The organism is Novosphingobium sp. BL-S-20 (assembly GCF_055521635.1).
In genome coordinates this window covers 25685-46938 of the sequence record NZ_CM145493.1, presented here as the reverse complement: position 1 = coordinate 46938, position 21254 = coordinate 25685, and the positions used below count along the sequence as shown (strand labels likewise).

General features: G+C 65.4%; 16 protein-coding genes. 9 read left to right on the top strand and 7 right to left on the bottom strand.

Features of this window, described 5'->3' with window-relative positions; all coding sequences use genetic code 11:
• The first annotated feature begins 76 nt into the window (after positions 1–76).
• The 3 genes from poxB (at position 77) to ACZ1II_RS00215 (ending at position 3492) form a co-directional block, all read left to right on the top strand.
• Positions 77–1813 carry a ubiquinone-dependent pyruvate dehydrogenase gene (poxB, locus tag ACZ1II_RS00225; RefSeq protein ID WP_465143837.1) on the top strand — a complete coding sequence of 579 codons (1737 nt, stop codon included), beginning with the start codon at positions 77–79 and terminating at the stop codon, positions 1811–1813.
• A 118-nt stretch (positions 1814–1931) separates the two neighbouring features.
• Entirely contained in the window at positions 1932–2399 is a 468-nt protein-coding gene (gene trxC / locus ACZ1II_RS00220) for a thioredoxin TrxC (RefSeq protein ID WP_465143836.1), read from the top strand.
• Between the two features lie 79 nt (positions 2400–2478).
• Positions 2479–3492, top strand: coding sequence for an aldo/keto reductase (locus ACZ1II_RS00215; protein ID WP_465143835.1), 1014 nt, complete (start codon positions 2479–2481; stop codon positions 3490–3492).
• An 87-nt stretch (positions 3493–3579) separates the two neighbouring features.
• On the opposite strand, the gene ACZ1II_RS00210 is transcribed toward ACZ1II_RS00215, so the two are convergent.
• Positions 3580–4020 (bottom strand): hypothetical protein, encoded by a 441-nt coding sequence (locus ACZ1II_RS00210; RefSeq protein WP_222614053.1) that lies wholly within the window; start codon positions 4018–4020, stop codon positions 3580–3582.
• Positions 4021–4352: 332 nt separating this feature from the next.
• Here ACZ1II_RS00210 and rpoH point away from each other — a divergent pair, with 332 nt between their 5' ends.
• The gene (rpoH, locus tag ACZ1II_RS00205) at positions 4353–5273 is read left to right on the top strand and encodes an RNA polymerase sigma factor RpoH (protein ID WP_465143834.1); all 921 of its coding nucleotides are present in this window, start codon (positions 4353–4355) and stop codon (positions 5271–5273) included.
• A gap of 28 nt (positions 5274–5301) precedes the next feature.
• On the opposite strand, the gene ACZ1II_RS00200 is transcribed toward rpoH, so the two are convergent.
• From ACZ1II_RS00200 to ACZ1II_RS00180, 5 genes are all read right to left on the bottom strand, one after another.
• Entirely contained in the window at positions 5302–10368 is a 5067-nt protein-coding gene (locus ACZ1II_RS00200) for an AAA family ATPase (protein ID WP_465143833.1), read from the bottom strand.
• 139 nt (positions 10369–10507) lie between these two features.
• Entirely contained in the window at positions 10508–11149 is a 642-nt protein-coding gene (locus tag ACZ1II_RS00195; RefSeq protein WP_465143832.1) for a response regulator transcription factor, read from the bottom strand.
• 70 nt (positions 11150–11219) lie between these two features.
• Entirely contained in the window at positions 11220–11588 is a 369-nt protein-coding gene (locus tag ACZ1II_RS00190) for a response regulator transcription factor (RefSeq protein ID WP_465143831.1), read from the bottom strand.
• Positions 11589–11672: 84 nt separating this feature from the next.
• Positions 11673–13529, bottom strand: a complete 1857-nt coding sequence (locus ACZ1II_RS00185; protein WP_465143830.1) for a PAS domain-containing sensor histidine kinase — start codon at positions 13527–13529, stop codon at positions 11673–11675.
• 217 nt (positions 13530–13746) lie between these two features.
• Positions 13747–14265: a Dps family protein gene (locus ACZ1II_RS00180; protein WP_465143829.1), complete on the bottom strand. Its 519-nt coding sequence runs from the start codon at positions 14263–14265 to the stop codon at positions 13747–13749.
• 569 nt (positions 14266–14834) lie between these two features.
• On the opposite strand from ACZ1II_RS00180, the gene ACZ1II_RS00175 reads away from it, so the two are divergent.
• From ACZ1II_RS00175 to ACZ1II_RS00155, 5 genes are all read left to right on the top strand, one after another.
• Entirely contained in the window at positions 14835–15419 is a 585-nt protein-coding gene (locus ACZ1II_RS00175; protein WP_465143828.1) for a hypothetical protein, read from the top strand.
• 155 nt (positions 15420–15574) lie between these two features.
• The gene (locus ACZ1II_RS00170; RefSeq protein ID WP_465143827.1) at positions 15575–16189 is read left to right on the top strand and encodes a hypothetical protein; all 615 of its coding nucleotides are present in this window, start codon (positions 15575–15577) and stop codon (positions 16187–16189) included.
• A gap of 59 nt (positions 16190–16248) precedes the next feature.
• Positions 16249–17019: a fimbrial biogenesis chaperone gene (locus tag ACZ1II_RS00165; RefSeq protein WP_465143826.1), complete on the top strand. Its 771-nt coding sequence runs from the start codon at positions 16249–16251 to the stop codon at positions 17017–17019.
• 4 nt (positions 17020–17023) lie between these two features.
• Positions 17024–19606, top strand: a complete 2583-nt coding sequence (locus tag ACZ1II_RS00160; protein WP_465143825.1) for a fimbria/pilus outer membrane usher protein — start codon at positions 17024–17026, stop codon at positions 19604–19606.
• A complete protein-coding gene (locus tag ACZ1II_RS00155; protein WP_465143824.1) occupies positions 19603–20562 on the top strand; it encodes a hypothetical protein in 960 nt (319 codons plus the stop codon). Before ACZ1II_RS00160 ends, ACZ1II_RS00155 begins: the two co-directional genes overlap by 4 nt.
• Positions 20563–20653: 91 nt before the next feature.
• Here the strand turns inward: ACZ1II_RS00155 and ACZ1II_RS00150 are convergent, their stop codons facing one another.
• Positions 20654–21088 carry a hypothetical protein gene (locus ACZ1II_RS00150; RefSeq protein ID WP_465143823.1) on the bottom strand — a complete coding sequence of 145 codons (435 nt, stop codon included), beginning with the start codon at positions 21086–21088 and terminating at the stop codon, positions 20654–20656.
• Between the last annotated feature and the right edge of the window lie 166 nt (positions 21089–21254).

Sequence of the window (21254 nt, the reverse complement as noted above, 5' to 3'; positions counted from 1 at the left end):
GCCCTTCCTTCGTTTACCTGCCCATACGCCGCGAACTTCCCTGCGCCCCGAGGCGCGACGACAAGCGAGACGAACGATGGCCGAGAACGTTGCCGAGCAGTTTATCGATATCCTGGAAGCCGCCGGCGTGCGGCGCATCTTCGGCGTTGTCGGCGACAGTCTGAACGGCCTGACTGATGCGATCCGCAAGCGCGGCACGATCGAGTGGATTCACGTCCGGCACGAGGAAGTCGCCGCTTTCGCGGCCGGGGCCGAGGCCCATCTGACGGGCAGCATCGCGGTCTGCGCGGGAAGCTGCGGACCGGGCAATCTCCACCTCATCAACGGCCTGTTCGACTGCCATCGCTCGCGCGTGCCGGTCCTGGCGATCGCGGCGCAGATTCCCTCTCCCGAAATCGGCTCCGGCTATTTCCAGGAGACCCATCCGCAGGAAATCTTCCGCGAGTGCAGCCATTACTGCGAGTTGATTTCCGACCCCTCGCAGATGCCGCGCAGCGTGGAGATCGCCATTCGCACCGCGATCGGCGAACGCGGCGTTTCCGTGATCGCCATTCCCGGCGACATCGCGCTCAAGCCTGCGGTTACCGACCTCAGCTCGCTTCCTTCCGGGCTGGTGCCGCGCCAACCGGTGGTCACGCCGTCCGAGGAGGACCTGGATGCGCTGGCCGCGATGTTGAATGACGGCAGCCGGGTGACGCTGTTCTGCGGCTCCGGCTGCGCCGAGGCCCATGCGGAAGTCGTGGCCCTCGCCGAAAAGCTGCGCGCGCCCGTGGTCCATGCGCTCAAGGGCAAGGAATATGTCGAGTACGACAACCCCTACGATGTCGGCATGACCGGACTGATCGGCTTTTCCTCGGGCTATTACGCCATGACCGATACCGACATCCTGCTGATGCTCGGCACCGATTTTCCCTATCGCCAGTTCTACCCCAACGGTGCCGGTGTGCGGATAGCGCAAGTCGATATCCGCCCTGGACAGCTTGGCCGCCGGGCGCCGCTCGATCTCGGCGTGGTCGGCGATGTCGGTGCGACCGTGCGGGCGCTGCTGCCGCGTCTCGACGAGCGTTCGGACAGCACCCACCTCGACATCGCGCTCGATCACTATCGCAGCACCCGCAAGGACCTCGACGATCTTGCCGTCGGCCGTGCGGGCAAAGGCCCGATCCATCCGCAGCAGGTCGCCAAGGCGATCAGCGACCATGCGGACGAGGATGCGATCTTCACGTTCGACGTCGGCCTGCCGACCGTCTGGGCCGCGCGCTATCTGAAGATGAACGGCGAGCGCCGCCTGATCGGCTCGCTGTGGCACGGCTCGATGGCCAATGCGATGCCCATGGCCATCGGCGCGCAGACCTCGTTCCCGGAACGGCAGGTGGTTTCGCTTTCGGGCGACGGCGGGCTGGCCATGCTGATGGGCGATCTGCTCACCCTGCGGCAGTACAAGCTCCCCGCCAAGATCGTCGTCTTCAATAACGGGACGCTGGGCTTCGTCGAAGTCGAGCAGAAATCCACCGGCTTCCTGCCGTTCGGAACCGAACTCGACAACCCGAACTTCGCCGCCCTTGCCGAGGCGATCGGCATCAAGGGCATCCGCGTCGAAGATCCGGGCGATGTCGACCGGGCTATCCAGGAGGCTTTCGCGCATGATGGCCCGGTGCTGGTCGATGCGGTGGTCGCGCGGACCGAACTTCCGATCCCGCCGAAGATCAACCTGGAAATGGCCAAGGGCTTCACGCTCTATATGCTGAAGGCAGTGATGAACGGCCGGATGGACGAGATCATCGAACTGGCAAAGACCAACTTTCCGCGCTGAATGAACTCGTGATCGGGGCGCATGCCGATGGTGCTTGCCATTGGCCCACCCTTCGCCGCAGGGCAGGCTTTGCGGCGGATCGCTCCCGATCTGTCGATGCCTGCCCTGGAGCCTGCCGATGACGACCGAACCTGCCGCCACGACGCTGATCGTCTGCCCGCACTGCACGACTTCCAACCGCGTGCCGAACGGGAAGCTGGCCGCGGGCGGAAAGTGCGGGCGCTGCGGCAAGGCGCTTTTCGCAGGGGAGCCGGTGACGCTTACCGGCGCCACGTTCGATGCCCATGCCGCCCGCGCGGGCATTCCGTTGCTCGTGGATTTCTGGGCGGGATGGTGCGGCCCCTGCCGCATGATGGCGCCTGCCTTTTCCGCAGCCGCGGCGAAACTCGAACCGCAGATGCGGCTGGGCAAGCTCGATACCGAGGCGGAGGTCGCACTGGCCGGTCGCTATGCGATCCGTTCGCTTCCGACGATCGTGCTCATTTACCAGGGACGCGAACTGGGGCGCCAGTTCGGCGCGATGACCGAACGCGGGATCGTCGACTGGGCGCGCTCGCGGCTTGCCGGGCTGGACCGGCCGTCATAACAGGAGTGTCCGTGACGGCCCCAAGCCCGTTCGCTGGGCGAACGCTCTTCCGGGCTGTCGGTATCGGAGAACTCTGACGATGGCAATCAAGGACATCCTGCCGGGCAAGCTCGGCTTCGGTTCGGCCCCGCTGGGCAACATGTTCCGCGCGATTCCCGAGGAGGAAGCGCTGGCGACCGTGGAAGCGGCGTGGAACGACGGCATCCGCTACTTCGACAATGCGCCGTTCTATGGGGCGGGGCTCGCCGAAATCCGCATGGGCGAGGCGCTGGCGGGCAAGCCGCGCGGCGAATACGTCATCAGCACCAAGGTCGGCCGGGTGATCCTCGACGAGATAGAGGACGTCTCGCTGCGCGACAACGGCGAGAAGGGCGAGGTCTTCGCCCATGGCCGCCCCAACAAGGTGGTCAACGACTACGGCTACGATGCGACGCTGCGCTCGATCGAGGACAGCCTGAAGCGGCTGCGCACCGATCATATCGAAGTCGCCTTCGTCCACGATCTGGCGCAGGACTTCTGGGGCGATGCCTGGCTGGGCAAGTTCGAGGAAGCCCGGCTCGGCGCCTTCCGGGCGCTGGACCGCCTGCGCGACGAGGGCGTCATCAAGGCCTGGGGGCTGGGCGTCAACAAGGTGGAGCCGATCGAGCTTCTGCTCGACCTTCAGGAACCGCGTCCCGATGCCTTCCTGCTGGCCGGGCGCTATACCCTGCTCGACCATGGCCGGGCGCTGCAACGGGTCATGCCCAGGGTAGCCGAACGCGGTCTGGGCATCGTGGTCGGCGGTCCCTACAGTTCGGGGGCGCTGGTGGGCGGGCCGAACTTCGAATATGCGCCGGCAAGTGCGGAGATTCTCGCCAAGGTAGCGGCGATCAAGGCGATCGCAGATCGTCACGGGGTGTCGATGAAGGCGGCGGGAATCCACTTCTCGCTGGCCAATCCTGCCGTGGCGGCGGTCATTCCCGGCGCGAGCCGTCCCGCCCGCATTGCCGAGGACAGGGCCGCTTTCGAGGAAACGGTGCCTGACGCATTCTGGCGCGACTTGCGCGAGGCGGGGCTTGTCGATGCGGATGCGCCGCTTCCCGGCGGCGCGTAGAATCGGGAAATCGCACGAAAGGGGCTGGACCCGCTTTCGTGCGCTCCGAGTGGGAAGGGCTGCCGCGATCCGGCAGCCCGTCGACCATTACCAGCCGCGATGCGGGCCGAAGCCGTAGCCGCCCCAATAGCCGCCCCACGGGCCCCATGCACCCCAGTCCCAGGCGGGATCGGCGTAGTTCTGCGAGGCCGCGAGCTGATCGGAAGCGATGCGTGCGGCTTCCTGCGTGGCGCGATAGGTGCCGTAGGCCTTCTCGGTGCCGACCAGCAGGCAGTTGCAGTTCTTCGGATCGGCATAGACGTAGGAGACCTTGTCGCCGTTCACGCGCTTGAAGAACTTGTTGGCGGGCAGGCGGGTCAGCATCGCCACGCGCTGCGGCGTGTTGGCAGGCTTCGAGACGAAGCCGGCGGCAACGAGCTTGTCTTCCGTGCGGTTGATCGACGCTTTCGATTTGGCCATCGCGGGCACCGAGACGACCATCGTGGCGGTCAGAATGGCAGCGAGCGCGCCGTTACGCATTTTGAACATGGGTAAACCTCCTTGGAAAAGCCCCTCGTCTTGAGGAGAACACGATATGTGCGGGCGGTGCCGGTGGCGGCAGGTATCCTGAGGTATGTGGTGTCAAATAACTGAAAATAAACGATATAACCCGTTATAAGGGGCCCTCCTCGCTCGTCCTAAACCGGCGGTACAGGGGGGCGCATGCCAATGTATGTCTGCCTTGCCGCCCTCGTTTCCGTAAAAGTCGCTTCAGGCAAAACGGCGTGTCCATCGACGTGTCATTGCCCGGGATGCGCGCTGCGCGGTGCAACTGCCGCCGCCCGCATCTTCGCGTTGAACTCTTTTCGCGGGATTAGACGATGACCGAGGCAACTTCTTCCCTGATGGTTCCCAGCCTGACGAGCGACGACGGCTTGGGCCGCTACGTTTCCCAGATTCGCCGCTTTCCGATGCTTCAGCCGGATCAGGAATATTCGCTCGCCAAGCGCTATGCCGAGGATCTGGATGCGACATCGGCGGCCCGGCTGGTCACCTCGCACTTGCGGCTCGTGGTCAAGATCGCGATGGGCTATCGCGGCTATGGCATGCCGGTCAGCGAGCTGATTTCGGAAGGCAATCTGGGCCTCATCCGGGCGGTCAAGAAATTCGAGCCGGACCGGGGCTTCCGCCTGTCGACTTATGCCAGGTGGTGGATCAAGGCGCAGATGCAGGAATTCATCCTGCGGTCCTGGAGCCTGGTGAAGATCGGTACGACCGGCGCGCAGAAGAAGCTGTTCTTCAATCTGCGGCGGTTGAAGAACGTGCTCAATGCCTTCGAGGACGGCGATCTGCGCCCCGAGGACGTTCGCCATATCGCCGAGGAGCTGGGCGTCGAGCAGGTCGAAGTGGTCAATATGAACCGCCGCATGTCACTCGGCGGCGATGCCTCGCTCAACGTTTCCCTCGCCGAAGAAGGCGGCAGCGAGTGGCAGGACTGGCTGACCGACAACGAGCCGCTTCCCGACGAGCAGATGGCCGCGGCGCAGGAGTCGCAGGTCCGCCACGAGATGCTGGACATGGCGCTCAAGGAACTGAACGAGCGCGAGCGGCAGGTGCTGACCGAGCGCCGCCTGGTCGACGAACCACGCACGCTGGAAGACCTTTCGGTCGTGTTCGGGGTATCGCGCGAACGCGTCCGCCAGATTGAGGTCAGGGCCTTCGAAAAGCTCCAGAAGGCGATCGAGCGGATCGCGCTGCGCCGTGCCGCACCGATGCGGATGGCGCTTGCGGCATCGATGTGAGGGAAAGGGGGCGTTTCCGGTCGGCCCCTCAACCTTCAAGCGGCAGGCGGAACTGGAAACGGGTGCCGCCTTCGGCAATGCGCTCGACTTCCAGCTTGCCGTCATGGGCCTCGATGATCGAGCGGCAGATCGCCAGCCCCATGCCCATCCCGGTCTCCTTCGTCGTGAAGAAGGGATCGAAGATGCGCGAGATCGCCTCGTCCGAAATGCCTGAACCGGTATCCTCGACGCTGACGGCGACGGCCCCTTCGGCGACGCGGGAGCGGATCGTCAGCCGGTGGCCGCCCTCAGGCGCGGCAATCTGGCTCATGGCATCCAGCGCATTGCTGACGAGATTGACGATGACTTGCTGAAGCTGCACGCCGTTGCCGCTGATCGAACAGTCCTCCAGCGCGACCAGCGGGCTGACCTGCCTGAGTTCGATCTCGGCGCCGGTCAGCGCCAGCACGGTGCGGATCAGGCCGCTTAGGTCGATCACTTCGATCCTTGCGGGGGCCTGCTTGGCCAGGGCGCGAAGTTCGCGGACGATCTCTACCGCCCGCTCGGCGCCGCTGCGCGCGGCGTTCAGGCACTTGATCGCCTCGTCCACGTTCGGCTCGCTGCGGGACAGCCAGCGCACCCCGGCACTCGCCTGTCCGCAGACCCCGGCGAGGGGGTTGTTGATCTCGTGGGCGATCGAGGCGGCAAGGCTGCCCATCGTGATGAGGCGCGAATTGCGCGCGAGGTCGGCGCGGGCATTCTGCAGCGCGGAATCGGATTCCATGCGCCGCTTGTGCTCCACCACCAGCTCGGCATAGGCGCGCGCGGCATCGAGGGCATTGGCGGCCTGCGGCGCAAGCATGTCGAGCATGGCGATCCGCTGCCGGTTGAAGACGTGGGCGGTCAGCTCGTTTTCGAGATAGAGCACGGCAGTCAGCCGGCTCTGCTTGACCAGCGGCAGGGCCATCATCGCACGGGTGCTGAAATGCAGGGGCGCGAAAGCTAGGTCCTGCGTCGCGTCCTGGACGATCTGCGGCGCCTGTTCCTCCACCGCCTTGCGAATGAGGGCGATCGGCACGATGTCGTCCCGTGCGACGCGGGTCTGGACATCGACCACCACATCGTCGCCGATCACCGAACCCGTGGCTTCGATCAGAAGCACGTCGTCGCGCGTGGTAAGCAGGACGCCGCGGCGTGCCCCGGCGTGGACGATCATCGCGCGCATGAGCTTCTCGATCACCTGATCGAGCTGGATTTCACCGGAAAGCGCCTTGGCCGCCTCCAGCGCAACGGCTGCGTCGAGCTGGTGTTGCTCGATCGTGCCGATCCGGGCCTCCTGCTCGCGGTCCAGCGCGAGCATCGGATAGGTCTGTTCCAGCCGAGCGGCGAGGCCGCTCGCGCCCCAGCGGATGAAGGCGTTCCTGGCCGATCGCGCAAAATGCAGCGCGGCGGATTCCAGGCCGCACCGGCGGGCCAGTTCGGCTGCGCGCTCGTGAATCATGCCGAGTTCGTGGACGCGCTCATTTTCGGAACAGGCGGCGGCGGCCTGCTCGTAGAGACGCAGCGCTTCCAGATCCGCGCCGCCGTGGCGTGCCGCCTCGGCGGCAAGCAGCAGATGACGCCCCAGGAACGTCGCCGGGTTCAGCGCCGCCAGTTCGTCGAACCGTTTGCGGCTGCCTGCGACCTGTTCGGCAAGCACGGGGTCTAGGGGGTGACCGGCGCCCAGCGTCAGGATCGTCAGGGTGCGGTAGAGGTGCAGGTCGGCAAGGTTGATATGGGCCGGGACGGCCCAGGCCAGAACGTCGGCATGGTCGAGATAGGCCTGCGCGGCCTTGAGGTCGCCATAATGGAACGCGGCCATACCGGCGTAGAGGCACTCGAAGAACAGCGTGGTCTGCGAGGTATCAGCATCGCCGCGTTCGTGGAAATTCGTCTCCGCTTCACCGAGCGGCGCGTACAGGGAGACGTGACCGTTCTCCAGACGATCGGCGAACAGGATCTGCGCGGAGATCAGCCGGACGATGTCGCGGAAGCCCAGGCGCCTGGCCAGCGCGAGCCCGTTCTGCGCCTCCTCGATCACTTTCGCAATCGGCCGGCCCATCACGAGCAGGTCGGAGACGATATGGTTGCTGGCATAGCAGGCATAGGCGGCGTCGCCGTGGGCCAGCGCCTGCCGCCGTGCCTCGGTGGCCAGCGAGAGCGCATAGTCCATCGGCTTCGTCCAGGCGCTGACCTGGTCGGCCGCGACCAGTGCGGCGGCACGAGAGGCTTGCCAGCCGTTGCGCTCGCTCAGCATGATGGCGAGCTGGGCATAGTCGTACCCTTCGGCATAGGCACCGTAATGGTGGGCGACGAGGACGCCGAACCAGGCGAAGCCGTGCGTGGAGGAGGGCGCCATTCCCTCGGTCAGCGACAGTTCCGCCATCTTCGCTGCGTGGAGGAAGCTGAGACCGTCATCGACGAAGATGGAGGCGATCAACGTCGCCAGCAGCGCCATCTTCGCTTCCGTTTCCACCGCTGCGGCGACCGGCAGGCCGACGAGTTCGCCGATGCCGCGCGCCGCCCGCGCACGAACGACCGCTTCGTAGGCGCTTCGCAGCTCCGCGTCGGACGGGTAGCGTTCGAGCACGATGCCAAGCTCGTCGAGGCCCGCCAGACCGGCGCGAATGGCGGCTTCGTAATCGGATTGCAGGGTCAGGATATTGGCGCGCAGGCGATAGGCTTCGGCGCGGTCGAGAGGGCTTTCGGATCGCTCCAGCAGGATATCGACGATGGCCGATGCCGCGTCCATCCGGCCTTGCAGCACAAGGCAGTCGCAGCGCAGCAGAAGCACGTCGCGGGCCGGTGCCGGCATTTCGCCGCGCTGTGCGATCAGCTGGTCGGCAAGGTCGAGGTAGCGCTCCGCCTGCTCCACGGCCGCAGCACCTTTCGCCCGGCGGGCGGCGACGATCAGGGCGTGGAGGAAGGGCACGCGATCTTCCGCAGCGATGGCTTCGGGACCGGCGAGCTGGATGTGGTGGGCGATATCGAAAGCGGCCTCGGCTTCGCTTTCGTCCTGTCCGGACAGCAGCAAACGGGCGATGCGGGCATGATGGGCGGGGCGCTGCTTGACCGGGGTCAGTGCATAGGCGGCTTCGAAGACGCGGTCGTGCGCGAAGGCGACGCGATCGTTGTCGCGGGTCAGCAGTCCGCTCGCGAAAGCCGGTGCGGTGGTTTCGTCGATTTCGGCAAGGTCGCAGTCGAGCGCGCGTGCGAGCAGGCTTCGACACGACCGGGGACCGATCCATGCGAAAGTGCGCAGCAGTTCCAGCGTCGTCGGCGGCAAGGCGGCAAGCCGTCGCTGCATGAGATCGGCATCGTCGCTGCCGCGATACTGCGCCAGGGTGGTCTCGTCCCAGTCCCAGGCCTGGGTGAGTGGATCGAAACGGAGCACCTCGTCTTCGGACAGGGCCTGGAGAAGCTGCGTCGCAAAGAAGGGATTGCCCAGCGTTCGACCGGCAATCGCGGCGACGAAACGGTCCCGGCGGGCGATCTCGCCAAGCTGGCCGTCGACCAGTCGACCAAGTTCGGCCGCTTCCAGCGGGGGCAGGGCGAGGCTGGTCAGCCTGGTGCCGGAGCCACGCGCATTCTCGGCCAGCAGGTCCAGAAGATGCCGCGACGGCGGTTCGTTGTCGCGCAGCGCGAGGACGACGAGCAAGTGGGAAAACGGGGCGGAGGCAAGGTGGTGCAGGAACGACCAGGTGGAATCGTCCGCCCACTGGATATCGTCGATGAACAGGATCGTCGGCGCGGGCGGATCGACCGTGATCGCGACGACTTTGGCCAGCGTGGCGTTGAGGCGCGCCAGGGCCTGATCCGCCGGCAGGTCGGGGACCGAAGGCAGCTCGCTGACGATTTTCGCGAAGCCGGGAACCAGCTCGCTGATGAGCCTGCCCTTGCCGTCTAGCTGATCATGCAGCCGGGTGCGAATGGCCGAGGCCTGTTCCGTGCTGTGCCGGGCAAATTGATCGACGACCGCGGCAATCGCCTGGGTGAGCGGAAGATAGGGGGTCTGGCGCTGGTTCTGGTCGCATTTCCCAGCAAGGCCGGTCCAGCGGGAAAGCTCGGTGCGAAGATGCTCGACAAGGCTCGACTTACCCGCACCGGGAGCGCCGCGGATGACGACGATCTCGGCATGACCCGCCGTTTCCACGCGGTGTGCGGCTTCACGCAGTGCACGCAGCTGCGTTTCTCTGCCGATCACGCGGGGAGGGCGGTTCCGGCCCGCCGCCTTCTGTGCGGAGAGGGGAAACGCGACGATCTGCCCGGTCTCGTCGAACATGTTGCGGCAGACCGCAAGATCGGCGGCGAGCGCCGCGGCGCTGGGATAGCGGTCCGCCGGGTCCTTGGCGAGCAGGCGCAGGAGAATGTCGTCAAGCGCTTCCGGAAGTTCCGCGCGGATCGCGCTCGGGCGGCGGGGGCGCATCGCGACATGCGCATGCAGCCATTCCGCCGGGGTGGTGACGTTGAACAGCGGCTGTCCGGTCAGCAGTTCGTAGAGCGTTGCGCCTAGCGAATAGAGGTCGCTGCGGACATCCCCGGAGGGATTGGCGCGATCCGCCAGTTCCGGCGAGGCATAGGGCAGGCTGATGTCGCTGGCCGCACGCGGCAGGTCGAAAGGATCTTCCGCGTCGATCGCCCGTCCGAATCCGCCGAGGATGATCTTCCCGCCGGGGCGCCTGCGCAGATTTTCGCGGTTGATCGCGCAATGGACGATCTTGTGCTTGTGAATCTGGGCCAGGGCATCGGCGGCGCTTGCGGCGATATCGAGCCATGCGGCGATCGCGAGGGGCTGGTCGGTCCGTTCGATGGGCAGGATGCCGTGATCCTCGAACACCAGCACCGGCCCGTCCTGGGTCTTGACCAGGGCTACGGGAAATTCCGCGATGTCCCGGTTCATGCGCTCGCTCAGGCCGAACTCGCGCTCAAGCTGCCCGGCCAATTCCAGGGCCGACCAGCGCGCCGCCAACGACAGCCACGCCTTGCCGGATCGGAGATCGACGAGCCGCTGCCGGCCCGTCCCATCGGAGAATGCGCTATCGGGCTGAAGGCGGGCCAGCCATGCTTCGTCGTACATAGGCTCTTGGGCTGCTGCGGGTGGACATATTGCAGGCAAGAAGCGTTACCTGCCTGCAGCAATCATACCGGCGTGATGCGATGCAGCGAAGGCAAACTTAGGTATAGGTTCAGTGATTTACCGTTCGGAAGCGGCGAACTCAGGCCTTCTGGCGGACCAGGAAATCGTTGATCCGGATCAGTTCCGCGAAAGTCTTCGCGCCCAGTTTCTTCATCAGGCTGGAGCGGTGCAGCTTGACGGTGATTTCGGTGATGCCCAGTTCGCCCGCGACCTGCTTGTTGAGCAGGCCCCGGCACACCCCGGCCATGACTTCCTTTTCTCGCGGCGTCAGCCGGTCGTAGAGTTCCTGGCCGGCTTGCAGGTCGAGCCGGGCCGAGCGGCGCTCACGGTCGCGGGACAGCGCGGTGGTCACGGCGTCCAGCAGATCCTGATCGCGATAGGGCTTCGGCAGGAAATCTATCGCGCCCGCCTTCATCGCCTTCACGCTCATCGGGATATCGCCGTAGCCGGTCACGAAGATGATCGGAATGTCGTCTCCCCGGTCGGTGAGGCGCGTCTTGAATTCGAAGCCGCCGATCTGCGGCATGCGCACGTCCACGATCAGGCAACTCGTGACATCGGGCAGGTTCGCATCGAGTACGTCCTGCGCGGAGCCGAAGCACAGCGTCTTCAGGCCGACCGAGCGCAGGAGGCTGTCAATGGAATCGCGAACGAGCGGGTCGTCATCCAGGATGATGACCAGGCCGACTTCGTCCTCGGCCGGGTTGCCGCGTTCGCTCATGCCGAAGGCTCCCAATGCAAGGCGGTTTCGTTTGGCTTTCCGCTCATGAACATGTCCCCAATTTTCCGTTTCATTGCGCGATCGCCTGACCGATGGCGTCAAGCAGTTCGTCCGGATCGACCGGCTTGGTGAGAAATCGCATCGCTCCGGCGGCCATCGCCTGGGCCTGGGCTTCGGGTGTCGGGAATGCGGTCATGAAGATGATCGGCACCCGCCAGTCCTTCTTCACGATTGCGCCCTGCAGTTCCAGGCCGGTCATGCCGGGCATGTTGAGGTCGGTCACGACGCAGCCGATCTCATCCGCCCTGCCGAATGCGAGCAGTTCGTTGCCGCCGGCGAACATGGCGGTGGCGAGGCCTTCGGAGCGGACGAGGCTGTCGATGGAATCGCGAACCAGCGGGTCATCATCGACGATGGCGATCAAACATGCTCCGGACACGATGCGCTCCCGATCTTCAGAGGTATTGTCAGGTGCAATGGCGTTGTCCTGAATAGGCGATGAGAATGTCTGGACATGGCGATATCAGGCCGCTTCAGCGGCGATCGGGATCGAAAAACGGAAACTCGCGCCTCCTTCGGTGCGATTGGCGGCCTGGATGGCGCCGCCGTGCTGTTCGATGATGGACCGGCTGATCGCCAGGCCGATGCCCATGCCGTCCTCGCGGCTGCTGAAGAACGGCTCGAATATTTCCTGCGGGTCGCAGAGCAGTCCGGTTCCGCTGTCCGCCACTTCGACCATGACCATGTCGCCCTGCAGGAATGCGTCGATCCAAAGGTCGCGTGGGCTGTCGGGTGCCTGAGTTATGGCTTTGCGGGCATTGAGGATCAGGTTGACCAGCACTTGCTGCAGGAGGATGCGGTCGCCGATGATCCGCGGCAGGTCGGGCGCCGCGCTGAGGTGAAGGGCGACCGCGCTTTCGCGCAGTTCCAGGTCCAGCAGCCCCGCAGTCTCGCGGATCAGGGTTCGCAGGTCGAGTTCGGTCTGTTCGGATTCGCCTCTGCGGAACAGGCGGCGGACCCTTGCGACGACGTCGGCGGCCCGCGCGCCGCTCAGCGCGATCTTGTTCAGACAGTCCGCCACTTCGACCGCGTCCGGCGCCTCGCGCGCCAGCCAGCGCTTGCCGGAGCTGGCGAAGGCGGTGATCGCGGTCAGCGGCTGGTTGATCTCGTGGGCGATGAAGGCCGCGACCTGGCCGAGCGTGGTGGCGCGATTGACTTCGGTCAGTTCGCTCTGAGCCTGCGCCATTCGGCGATGCAGGCGGTTGCGTTCGGTGACGTTGACCGCCAGCATCAGCAGGCGGCCCCAGGGGTCATCGTCCTCCAGCAGTGTGAGACGCAGCACGACATCGACGAGCGCGCCGCTCTCGGTCAGGAACTGCGCCTCTTCCTCGATATCGCGCTCCCCGGTGGCCAGCGCGGTCAGCAGTCGGCCGAGAGACTGCTCGGCAGCCGGCGTATGGAAGCGCAGGAGCGAGTGACCGATCAGGTCCTGCGCATCGGCAACCCCGAACAACAGGACTGCGGCTTCGTTCGCGTCCCGGACGGTGGCCTTGGCCGCGACCCGGTTGATCACTTCGATATCGACTGCCTCGGTCTGTTCCATCGTCGCATGAGCGCCGGACAGATCGATTTCCAGCATCGGCAATCCTGCCGCGTGGAAGATCGTGTGATAGCGCTCTTCGGACTGGCGCCGGGCGACGGCTTCGGCGCGTTGTTCGGTGACATCCGCGCTGGTCTCGAAAATGCCGGTCTCGCGACCCAGATGGTCGCGGCGGGCCAGCCAGCGGCTTTCGAGAAGAATGCGCCGTCCATCCTTGCGGACGCGGCTGATCTCGCCGGACCAGGACCCCGTCATGTCGATCACGGTGGAGGGATCGCCGGTGGTCTGGGTTTGCAGGAGGCGCGCGGCGGGCTGGCCCAGCGCTTCGGCACGGGTCCAGCCGTAGAGCCGTTCGGCGCCTTCGTTCCAGTACTGGATCGTATCGTCCGGCCCGCGCACGACGACCGTATCGTGGGTCAGTTCGAGCATGCGGGCCTGCTCGGCAAGCGTATCGCGGGCTGAGCGATGGCGGACCGAGAGCATCGTGATCATGATGATGGCGAAGAGCGAGACGCCCAGCCGCATGGCCGACGATCCGGAAGGCGCATCCCAATGGCTGTAGAGGAAGCCGATCACGGCCAGCACGCTGCAGATGATACCGGCCAGAAGCGCCGCGGCGCGCCGATTGGACCAGGAGGCGATGAGCACGGTCGAGGTGTAGAGGACCGCCACCGCGCCCTGGAACGGGCTGAAGATGTCGAGGGCAAGGACGATCAGGCCGGAAGTCAGCGCGGCCAGGCAGATCGATCGATCCGATCGAAGGAGCGGCCTGCCTCTCAACTTGTTTGTGACCCTGACAAAACGCACCCGACCGATCCACCGATGCCTTGGCACTGCTGCCGCGGCCCTTGAACGGTGCCGGGCCTGCAATCGCTTGCCGCATGGAAGCGGAAGCGTTCAGGACCGGCACTCTTGTTCGTCTATGCCCGAGATCGCATTCCGGCGGAACTATACGCTGGTTGGGGGCACGCCGCCGGAGCGTTGAATCTCGGTAGAATCATTGGCTCGGCGCGGGGCGGCTGCTCTCGTAGAGGAACCAGGAACGGCGCTCGGTCTCGTCGATCCAGACTTCCAGCAGGCTGGCGGTCGCGACGTCCGAATAGGAATCGCACAGTTCGTGAACGCGGCGCATTTCGGCGACGAGCTGCTTGTTGTCGCCTTGAAGCTCGGCCAGCATGTCCTGCGGATCGACGTAATCGGCATTGTTGTCGAGAATGCGCTGGCGCTTCGAAATGTCGGAGATCGAGCGGATCGTGGTGCCGCCCAGCTTGCGCGCGCGTTCGGCGATCGGGTCGGTCATGGCGAAGATCTGGTCGCCCTGCTCGTCGAGGAGGAGATGATAGTCGCGGAAGTTGACGCCGCTCATGTGCCAGTGGAAATTCTTGGTCTTGAGATAGAGCGCGAAGACGTCGGCAAGCAGCCCGGCAAGCCCTGCGGAAATGTCGCGCGTGGCCTCGGTGCCGAGATCTGTGGGTGTAGCGAGGTAGCGGTCGCTGATTTTGACCTGGTTGTTCATGGTCGTCCCATTCGCATGCAGGCGACCCCTTGCCGCCCTCTAGGCCGAACGTAGGCGCGGGAGCGGCGCGACCAAGCTGTGCGCTCGGATAGGGTGGGCTGCCCGATGGTTTACGCCGCGGGGTCAGGTTGCAAGGGGTGCGGCTACTCATAATCCGCCGCCAAGCACTTCGTTTCGCTGAGGTCCGTTCTTTCGAGTCGAATGGAGCCGGACCTTCCGCAAGGCGGAAAATCGAAAACCGGGATCGATAAACGGCTATTTTAACTAACTAAACTTTGTGCGCCGCCGCCCGCCCATGTCGGGGTGAATTTGGCGTTATAAAAATGACAAACGCCGTAAATCTGGGATTCGCAACGATTGAAAAACGTGCGACAAAGTATTTCTCCGCTGTCGCAATGTCCCAAAACGGGCAATCATTAAATTAACTAACATTTTATGTTTGCCTCGTGGATTTTCCCTTCCTAAGTCCCCTTCACGCCCGGTGTGGGGCGTCTGGATGCGGGCAGCAGGGGCTGATCGCGCCGGTCATGGATTAAGCGGGGGGCTTAATGAAAACCGTTCGTTCAAGGGTGGCTTGCCGCCCTGCCTTCAGGCGCGCCGGTCTGTGCGCGGCGATCCTGTCCGGCATGCTGATGCCGGGCCTGGCGGCAGAGGCTGCGACCGACGCGGTGGCGATCGATGTCGTCGCGCGGATCAAGGAGCGCTGCGGGTTCGCCTCCGGCGGGCCTGCCAGCATTGCCGCGCCGCGCGATCTGGAAAGCGCCGCCAACTTCTCTCTCGCCGTCGGTCTCGACTGCAACACGCCTTATGCTCTCGGCGTCACCTCGCAGCGCGGCGCGCTGACGAACATGGATGCTGCCGATGATGGCTCCGGCTTTTCGTTCAGCAAGCGCTACCGGGTCTCGCTGGCGCTCGATACCGACCGTGGCATTGTCCGTAGCGCGCCCTGTATTTCCGACGAAATGGCCGATGGCGGCCGCTGCGCTTTCGCCAGCCTGGTGCCGGGCCGCGGCCTCAGGTCCGGCGCGGGCATCAGCGTGGGCCGCAATGCGGTGATCTCGATCGACTGGGCGGCGCAGGCCTTCGCCCAGCCTCGTCTCGCGGCGGGGCATTACAAGGACACTCTCATTCTGGTGGTTGGACCACGCGCATAATTGCAGTCCTCCAGCACGAAGGGCGGGGCGTTGGGTCGGCGCGTCGCTCAATCACCGGCTACCTGTCCCGGTAGCCGGTGCAAGTCGCAAGACCCGCGAAAGCGGTCTTCAATTCTCCGGCGCGTTCCTGCGTCAAGATACCCTAGGAGTTGAATATGAAGCGTTCGATCCTCGCCGCCAGCGCGGCAGCCGTTTTCGCCCTTGCCGCCGGTTCGGCCCAGGCCGCCACCACAAGCATCGACATCAATGCCCAGGTCGACAGCAAGTGCGGCATCTCGTCGCAGGCTTCGTCGATCTCGCTCGGTGACCTCACCGATGCCAATGCCAAGATCCGTTCGACCGTCACCGAGGAAATCGCCCAGAAGCTGACCGACGCCCGCGTCATCGCCTTCTGCAACAACGGCGGCAGCAACGTGAAGGTCGAGCGTGCGGTTCTCGCCCTTCAGGGTGCGACCGGCAACGGTCTGGCCCAGGGCGATTTCGCCCAGTTCATCCGTTACAACCTCGACACCTCGATCAACGGTCTGGCGCTCGACTCGACCTCGACCGACGGCGGTTCGACCGTTGCCCAGCGCTTCGGCGGTCATGACAGCGCCAGCTCGGCCGCTACCCGCGTCCAGTTCGTGAAGGCCGCCAGCCAGGGCGCCGCCGTTGCGACCTCGAACGGTTCCAACCGCACCGCCACCAACTGGTCGTCGCTGACCGATCGTCGGCTGGCTGCCGGCACCTACTCGGGTTACGTCTCGATCGAGCTGACCCCGGCTGCCTGATGACGTCCGGGGGCGGGCCTTCGCGCCTGCCTCCGGCTTCTTTTTCCGAGAACACTTCCATGATCCCGCATCCTGCCCGGCGCGTCCTGCGTCCGCTGCTGTCGTGGCTTGCCCTCCTGGCCACCACCGGTCCCAGCCTGGCGCTGAACGTCCAGCCCGTCGTGGTCGACCTGCAAACGGCAGGGCGTCGTACTTCGGCCGTCGTCACCCTGCAGAACACTTTCCCCGACACCGTGCCGGTGGAAGTGACGGTCCACCCCGTTCGCGTCGTGGACGGCGAACTGCGCGAGGCGGAGGATGTGGGGAGCGACGATGTCCTCGTGTTCCCGAGCCAGGCGACGCTTGCGGGCAACCAGTCGCAGGCGTTTCGCGTGCAATGGATCGGCCAGCCGCTGGAAGGCGAAAGCCGCCATTTCTACGTGACCATCGCCCAGCTTCCGGTTGCCATGCCGGAAAGCCAGAATGCGATTCAGGTCCTCCACCGTTTCAAGGTTCTCGTCAGCGTCGGCACCAACGGCGACACGCCTTCTCTGAAAGTCGTCGAAGCCAAAGTCGGCACCGATGCCGCCGGAAAGCCGCAGCCGGTCCTGACCGTCGCCAACGACGGCACCAGCTACGGCTACGTCGCCACCAACCGCATGACCGTGATCGAGCGCCGGGCCGACGGTTCCGAGGCCTATCGCAAGACTTTCGAACCGGAGGAAATCCGCGAAAGCATGGGCCTCGGCCTCGTGCCCTCGAAGGCCAGCCGGATTTTCCCGATCAATGTCGAACTCCCGGATGCCTCGGGCATGCTGTCGGTCGAGCTGAATTCGGCCGGAAGCAAATGACGCCGTGCCGGATCGCCGCGCCCTCTATCTTCTCGGCCTGGCAGGCCTTGCACCGGGACTGACGCCGTTCGGTTCGCCTGTCGCGAACGCGCGGACGCCCGCGCCTGCGCGCCTGGTGACACAGCCGACGGCCTTTCGCGGCATGACGGCGGCGGCCCTGCCACTTCCCGTCTGGGACGTGATGCCGAGGCCGGTCTGGGAGGCGCCGCCCACGGTGCCCGAGCAGCCGCAGGCATCCGCACAGCGCCTCAACAGCACCGGGCGCGACATTCCGATGGGCGGTCCGCTGACGGACAATGGTTTCGTGCTCGGCGAGGTATCCTACACCCTGTCGGCCGACGACCGAATCCTGGTCGATACTGGGGAGTTCCTGGCCCTGCTGCGCGGCATACTGTCGCCGCAAGCCTGGTCGCGGATCGCCGAAGCGGTGGACGGCAGGCCCGATATCGCCACCACCGAACTTGCGGCGCTCGGCGTGACATTGGCTTACGATCAGGCCAGCCTCGGTCTGACCATGACGCTGGACCCTGCGCTGCGCCAGCGCCAGTCGATCCGGGTCATGGGCGGTTACGATCCCGTCGCGGGGCCTGTCCAGACGCCTGCCGACCTGTCCGCCTACTTCACCGCCTTCGTCAACAGCGACTACGTGCACAAGGGGGCCGGTACCGGCTTCGTCACGCCGAACGTCGTCTTCGACAGCGCGGTGCGGCTGCGGGGACTGGTGCTGGAGAACGAAGGTAGCATCCAGGACAGGTTCCGGCGCGAGGGCACGCGCATCGTCTATGACGACGAGCGGCGCACCGCCCGCTACACCGCAGGCGACCTCGAGCCGGTCTCGCGCGGGTTTTCCGGATCGACCCCGATGGCGGGGCTTTCGCTTTCGCGCGTCTATGCCGACCTCGATCCGCAGCGCAATATCCAGCCGCGCGGACAGCGCTCCTTCACCCTGACCCGCGCCTCGACGGTCGAAACCATCGTCAACGGCCAGTCGGTGCAGGTGACGCGGCTCAACCCCGGCACATACGACATCGGCGATTTCCCCTTCGCGCAGGGCGCAAACGACGTGCGGCTGGTCGTGCGCGACGACAGCGGGCGAGAGAACGTAATCGCCTTCTCGATCAACTTCGACCGCACGCTGCTGGCCGCCGGACTGAGTGAATTCGGATTCTACGGCGGCGTCAAGGCGCCGTTCCGTACCGGCGATCGCCATTACAGCGGCGCGCCGGTCGCATCGGGGTTCTATCGCCGCGGCCTGACCGAGGAACTGACGGTAGGCGCCAACTTCCAGGCCCAGCGCCGGGGCGGCGTGGGCGGGGCCGAAGTGGTCTGGGCCTCGCCGATCGGCACCCTGGCCTTCAACCTTGCCGGATCGCACAATGTCGATGCCGGGCAGGGCTATGCGGTGAACATCGGCTACGAGCTTTCGCGCGTGGGCAGCGGCAGCAATGCCCGCTCGCTGACCGCCTCGGTCCAGGCAACGAGCCGGAACTTCGCGCTGCCGGACAGTCTTTCCGCCAGCAACCCTTACGCCGTGGACATCGGCGCGACTTACTCGCAGTCGCTCGGTGCCGATCACTACTTCAGCCTCGACGGCTTCCATTCGATCGGGCGCGGCCGCAGGCGGGACCAGTCCACTGCCCGAGCCACGTACGGATGGCGGCCCAATCCGCGGCTGCTGCTGACGGCGGAGGCCTCCTATCGCCGCAGCGAGCGCGATTCCGGGCCGGGTGCGCGAATCTCGCTGATCTACCGCTTCGACCGCAGCTCCAGCGTCACCACCGATCTCGATACCCAGCGCGAGCGCGCCCGTGTCAGCTACCAGCGCTCCAGCGGCACCGGGGCGGGATCGTACAACGCCTCGGCCAATGTCGACCGGGTCGAGGATTCGGTGGGCGTCAACGCCGCCGTCAACGTGCTGACCAACCGCGCGGAACTGGGCGCTGCGCACAATACCGCGTTCTCGAACGGCGGCGCCATCATCGACCAGCGTACTTCGCTGCGGGCGGCCTTCTCGCTGGCCTATGCCGGGGGCAGCCTTGCGCTGTCGCGCCCGATCTACGACAGTTTCGCGATTCTGAAGCCCCATGCCTCGCTGGAAGGCAAGGCGGTCTACATCGATCCGCGCAAGAACGAGTACATGGCGAAATCCGGCCTGTTCGGCGGCGCGGTAATGCCGCAGCTGACTTCCTATTCGCCGCGCCTGCTGACGTACGACGTGCCCGAGGCACCCTCGGGCTACGATATCGGCAGCGGCATCGTCCAGGTCCGGCCGCCGTATCGCGCAGGCTATCTGGTCACGATCGGTTCCGATTACTTCGTCACGTATACCGGGCAGCTGTTGAAGCCGGACGGTGCTCCGCTCGAACTCGTGGGCGGCAGCGCCTTCGAAGTGGCGGTGCCGGACCATGCGCCGGTGCAGATGTTCACCAACCGCACCGGCCATTTCGCCGTGCAGGGTCTGCGTGCGGGCCAATGGCGTATCGAGATGCCGACCGACGCGGGCAAGCTCGTCTACCTGATCGACGTGACGACAACGCAGGCCGCCTTGCAGCGCGGCGGTGCACTGAAGCCGGAAGGAACTCCATGAAGATCGTCGCCACGCTCCTGACTTGCGGCGTCGTCGCCCTGGCCCTGCCGCAGGCCGCCAAAGCCAACTGCGCCGATTTTCGCGCTTCCGCCAGCGAACTCACGCTGGACTACGACCCGTTCGACCGTGCCGAGATTGAGCGCGCCTTCACCATCCACGTCCGGCGGCTGGACCCGCGCGTGACCGCGGTGCGCCTCGTTCTCGCCAATCCGGGCGCGATAAATCGCGGCGCCGCGCTGGGCCGCAACAATTCGGTCCGCTACGATATTCGCTGGATTCGCGATACCGGGCGCATGGTGCTGGTCTCCGGCGCCGAGCAGCCGAATGCGACGAACGGCGCGCTCGTCCAGTTCTCGCCGGGGGCCGGGGGCGACAATGTCAACGAGACATTCCGCATCCAGGTTCCGGCAGGGCAGGGGATCGTCGCCGGGAACTACTACCAGCCGCTCGAACTGCGCTTCGTGTGCCTGGCGGGGCGGGATGAACTGGATCGCGGCATGCAGCTCGGCAGCCAGGTCGCGGTCGACCTGACGGTGCCGGAGCGTATCGCCACTTTTGTGGGATCAATGGGCGTGCAGCGCGGCCGCATCGATTTCGGCGAGGTCGACGGTTCGGGCGGCAATCTCACGCGGGGGCTGACGGTGACCGCGCAGTCCACGGTACCCTACGAAATCCGCGTGGCCGAGGAGCGCGGCGCGATGAAGCGTTTCGACGGCGACGATGCCGCGCTGCCCTATGCGCTCAAGGTTTCGGGCTTCCCGGTGAGCAACCAGTCGATGATCGCCTGCAGCCAGACGCCGGCGCCCGGCGGACGGAACCACGGCGTGCAGGTAGAACTTTCGGGCAAGGACCTGCAACGCCTTCCGGCAGGGCAGTACGCGGACGTGGTTACGCTGACTTTTTCGCCACGCCTGGGTCTTTCAGGCGGCGAGGGTTGTTCCTCGGTTCGGCCTTAAAGTTCGTTTGAAAATTCGCTGAAGGCGAATTTGGCGGCACCGGCCCGCGCCGCTCTGAAAATACCCTCATGGGTATTTTCCAAACAGACTCTTAAAACACCTCGCCCTTGGGCTCGGCTTCGAGGCTGAGGTTCATATCCTCTGCGGGCGCCTGGTTGAGGATCAGCCGCAGTTGCCGCTCGCGGAAGGCCGGTGCGCGGTTGTCGACGATGACGGTATGGGTGCGGTCCGAGGCGAGGGGCACGCGGACGCCGCCCACTTCGACCCAGGCATCGACAAGCCCGGCCGGATGGTTCAGCGTGACGGTATAGCCTGCCAGACTGTTGCAAAGCTCGTTCATCGTGCCGAGGTCGTTGGCACCTGCCTCTATCGCATGGGCCGGGGCGGCGGCCATGGTGACGCGGCATACCGTGGGCACGCGGCCCGACACGGCGATCGAAGCCCCGTCATAAGCGGTTGCAGCCGTTGCCGGAATGAGCAACAGGGCCAGCGGTAATGCGTAACGCTTCATTCCAGCCATCGGCATAGGATTCTCCTGATGACGCCGACAATCGCTGTCCGGACTGAAACTACCGTATAACACCATAGTTAAGCGCGCCTTAATCCGGTTTCGGCTTGGTCGCGCCGGGCAGGGCGACTCGCGCGCCCGATCGGTCTGGATAGTATCGAATGACAATGATACAGCGGTCGCC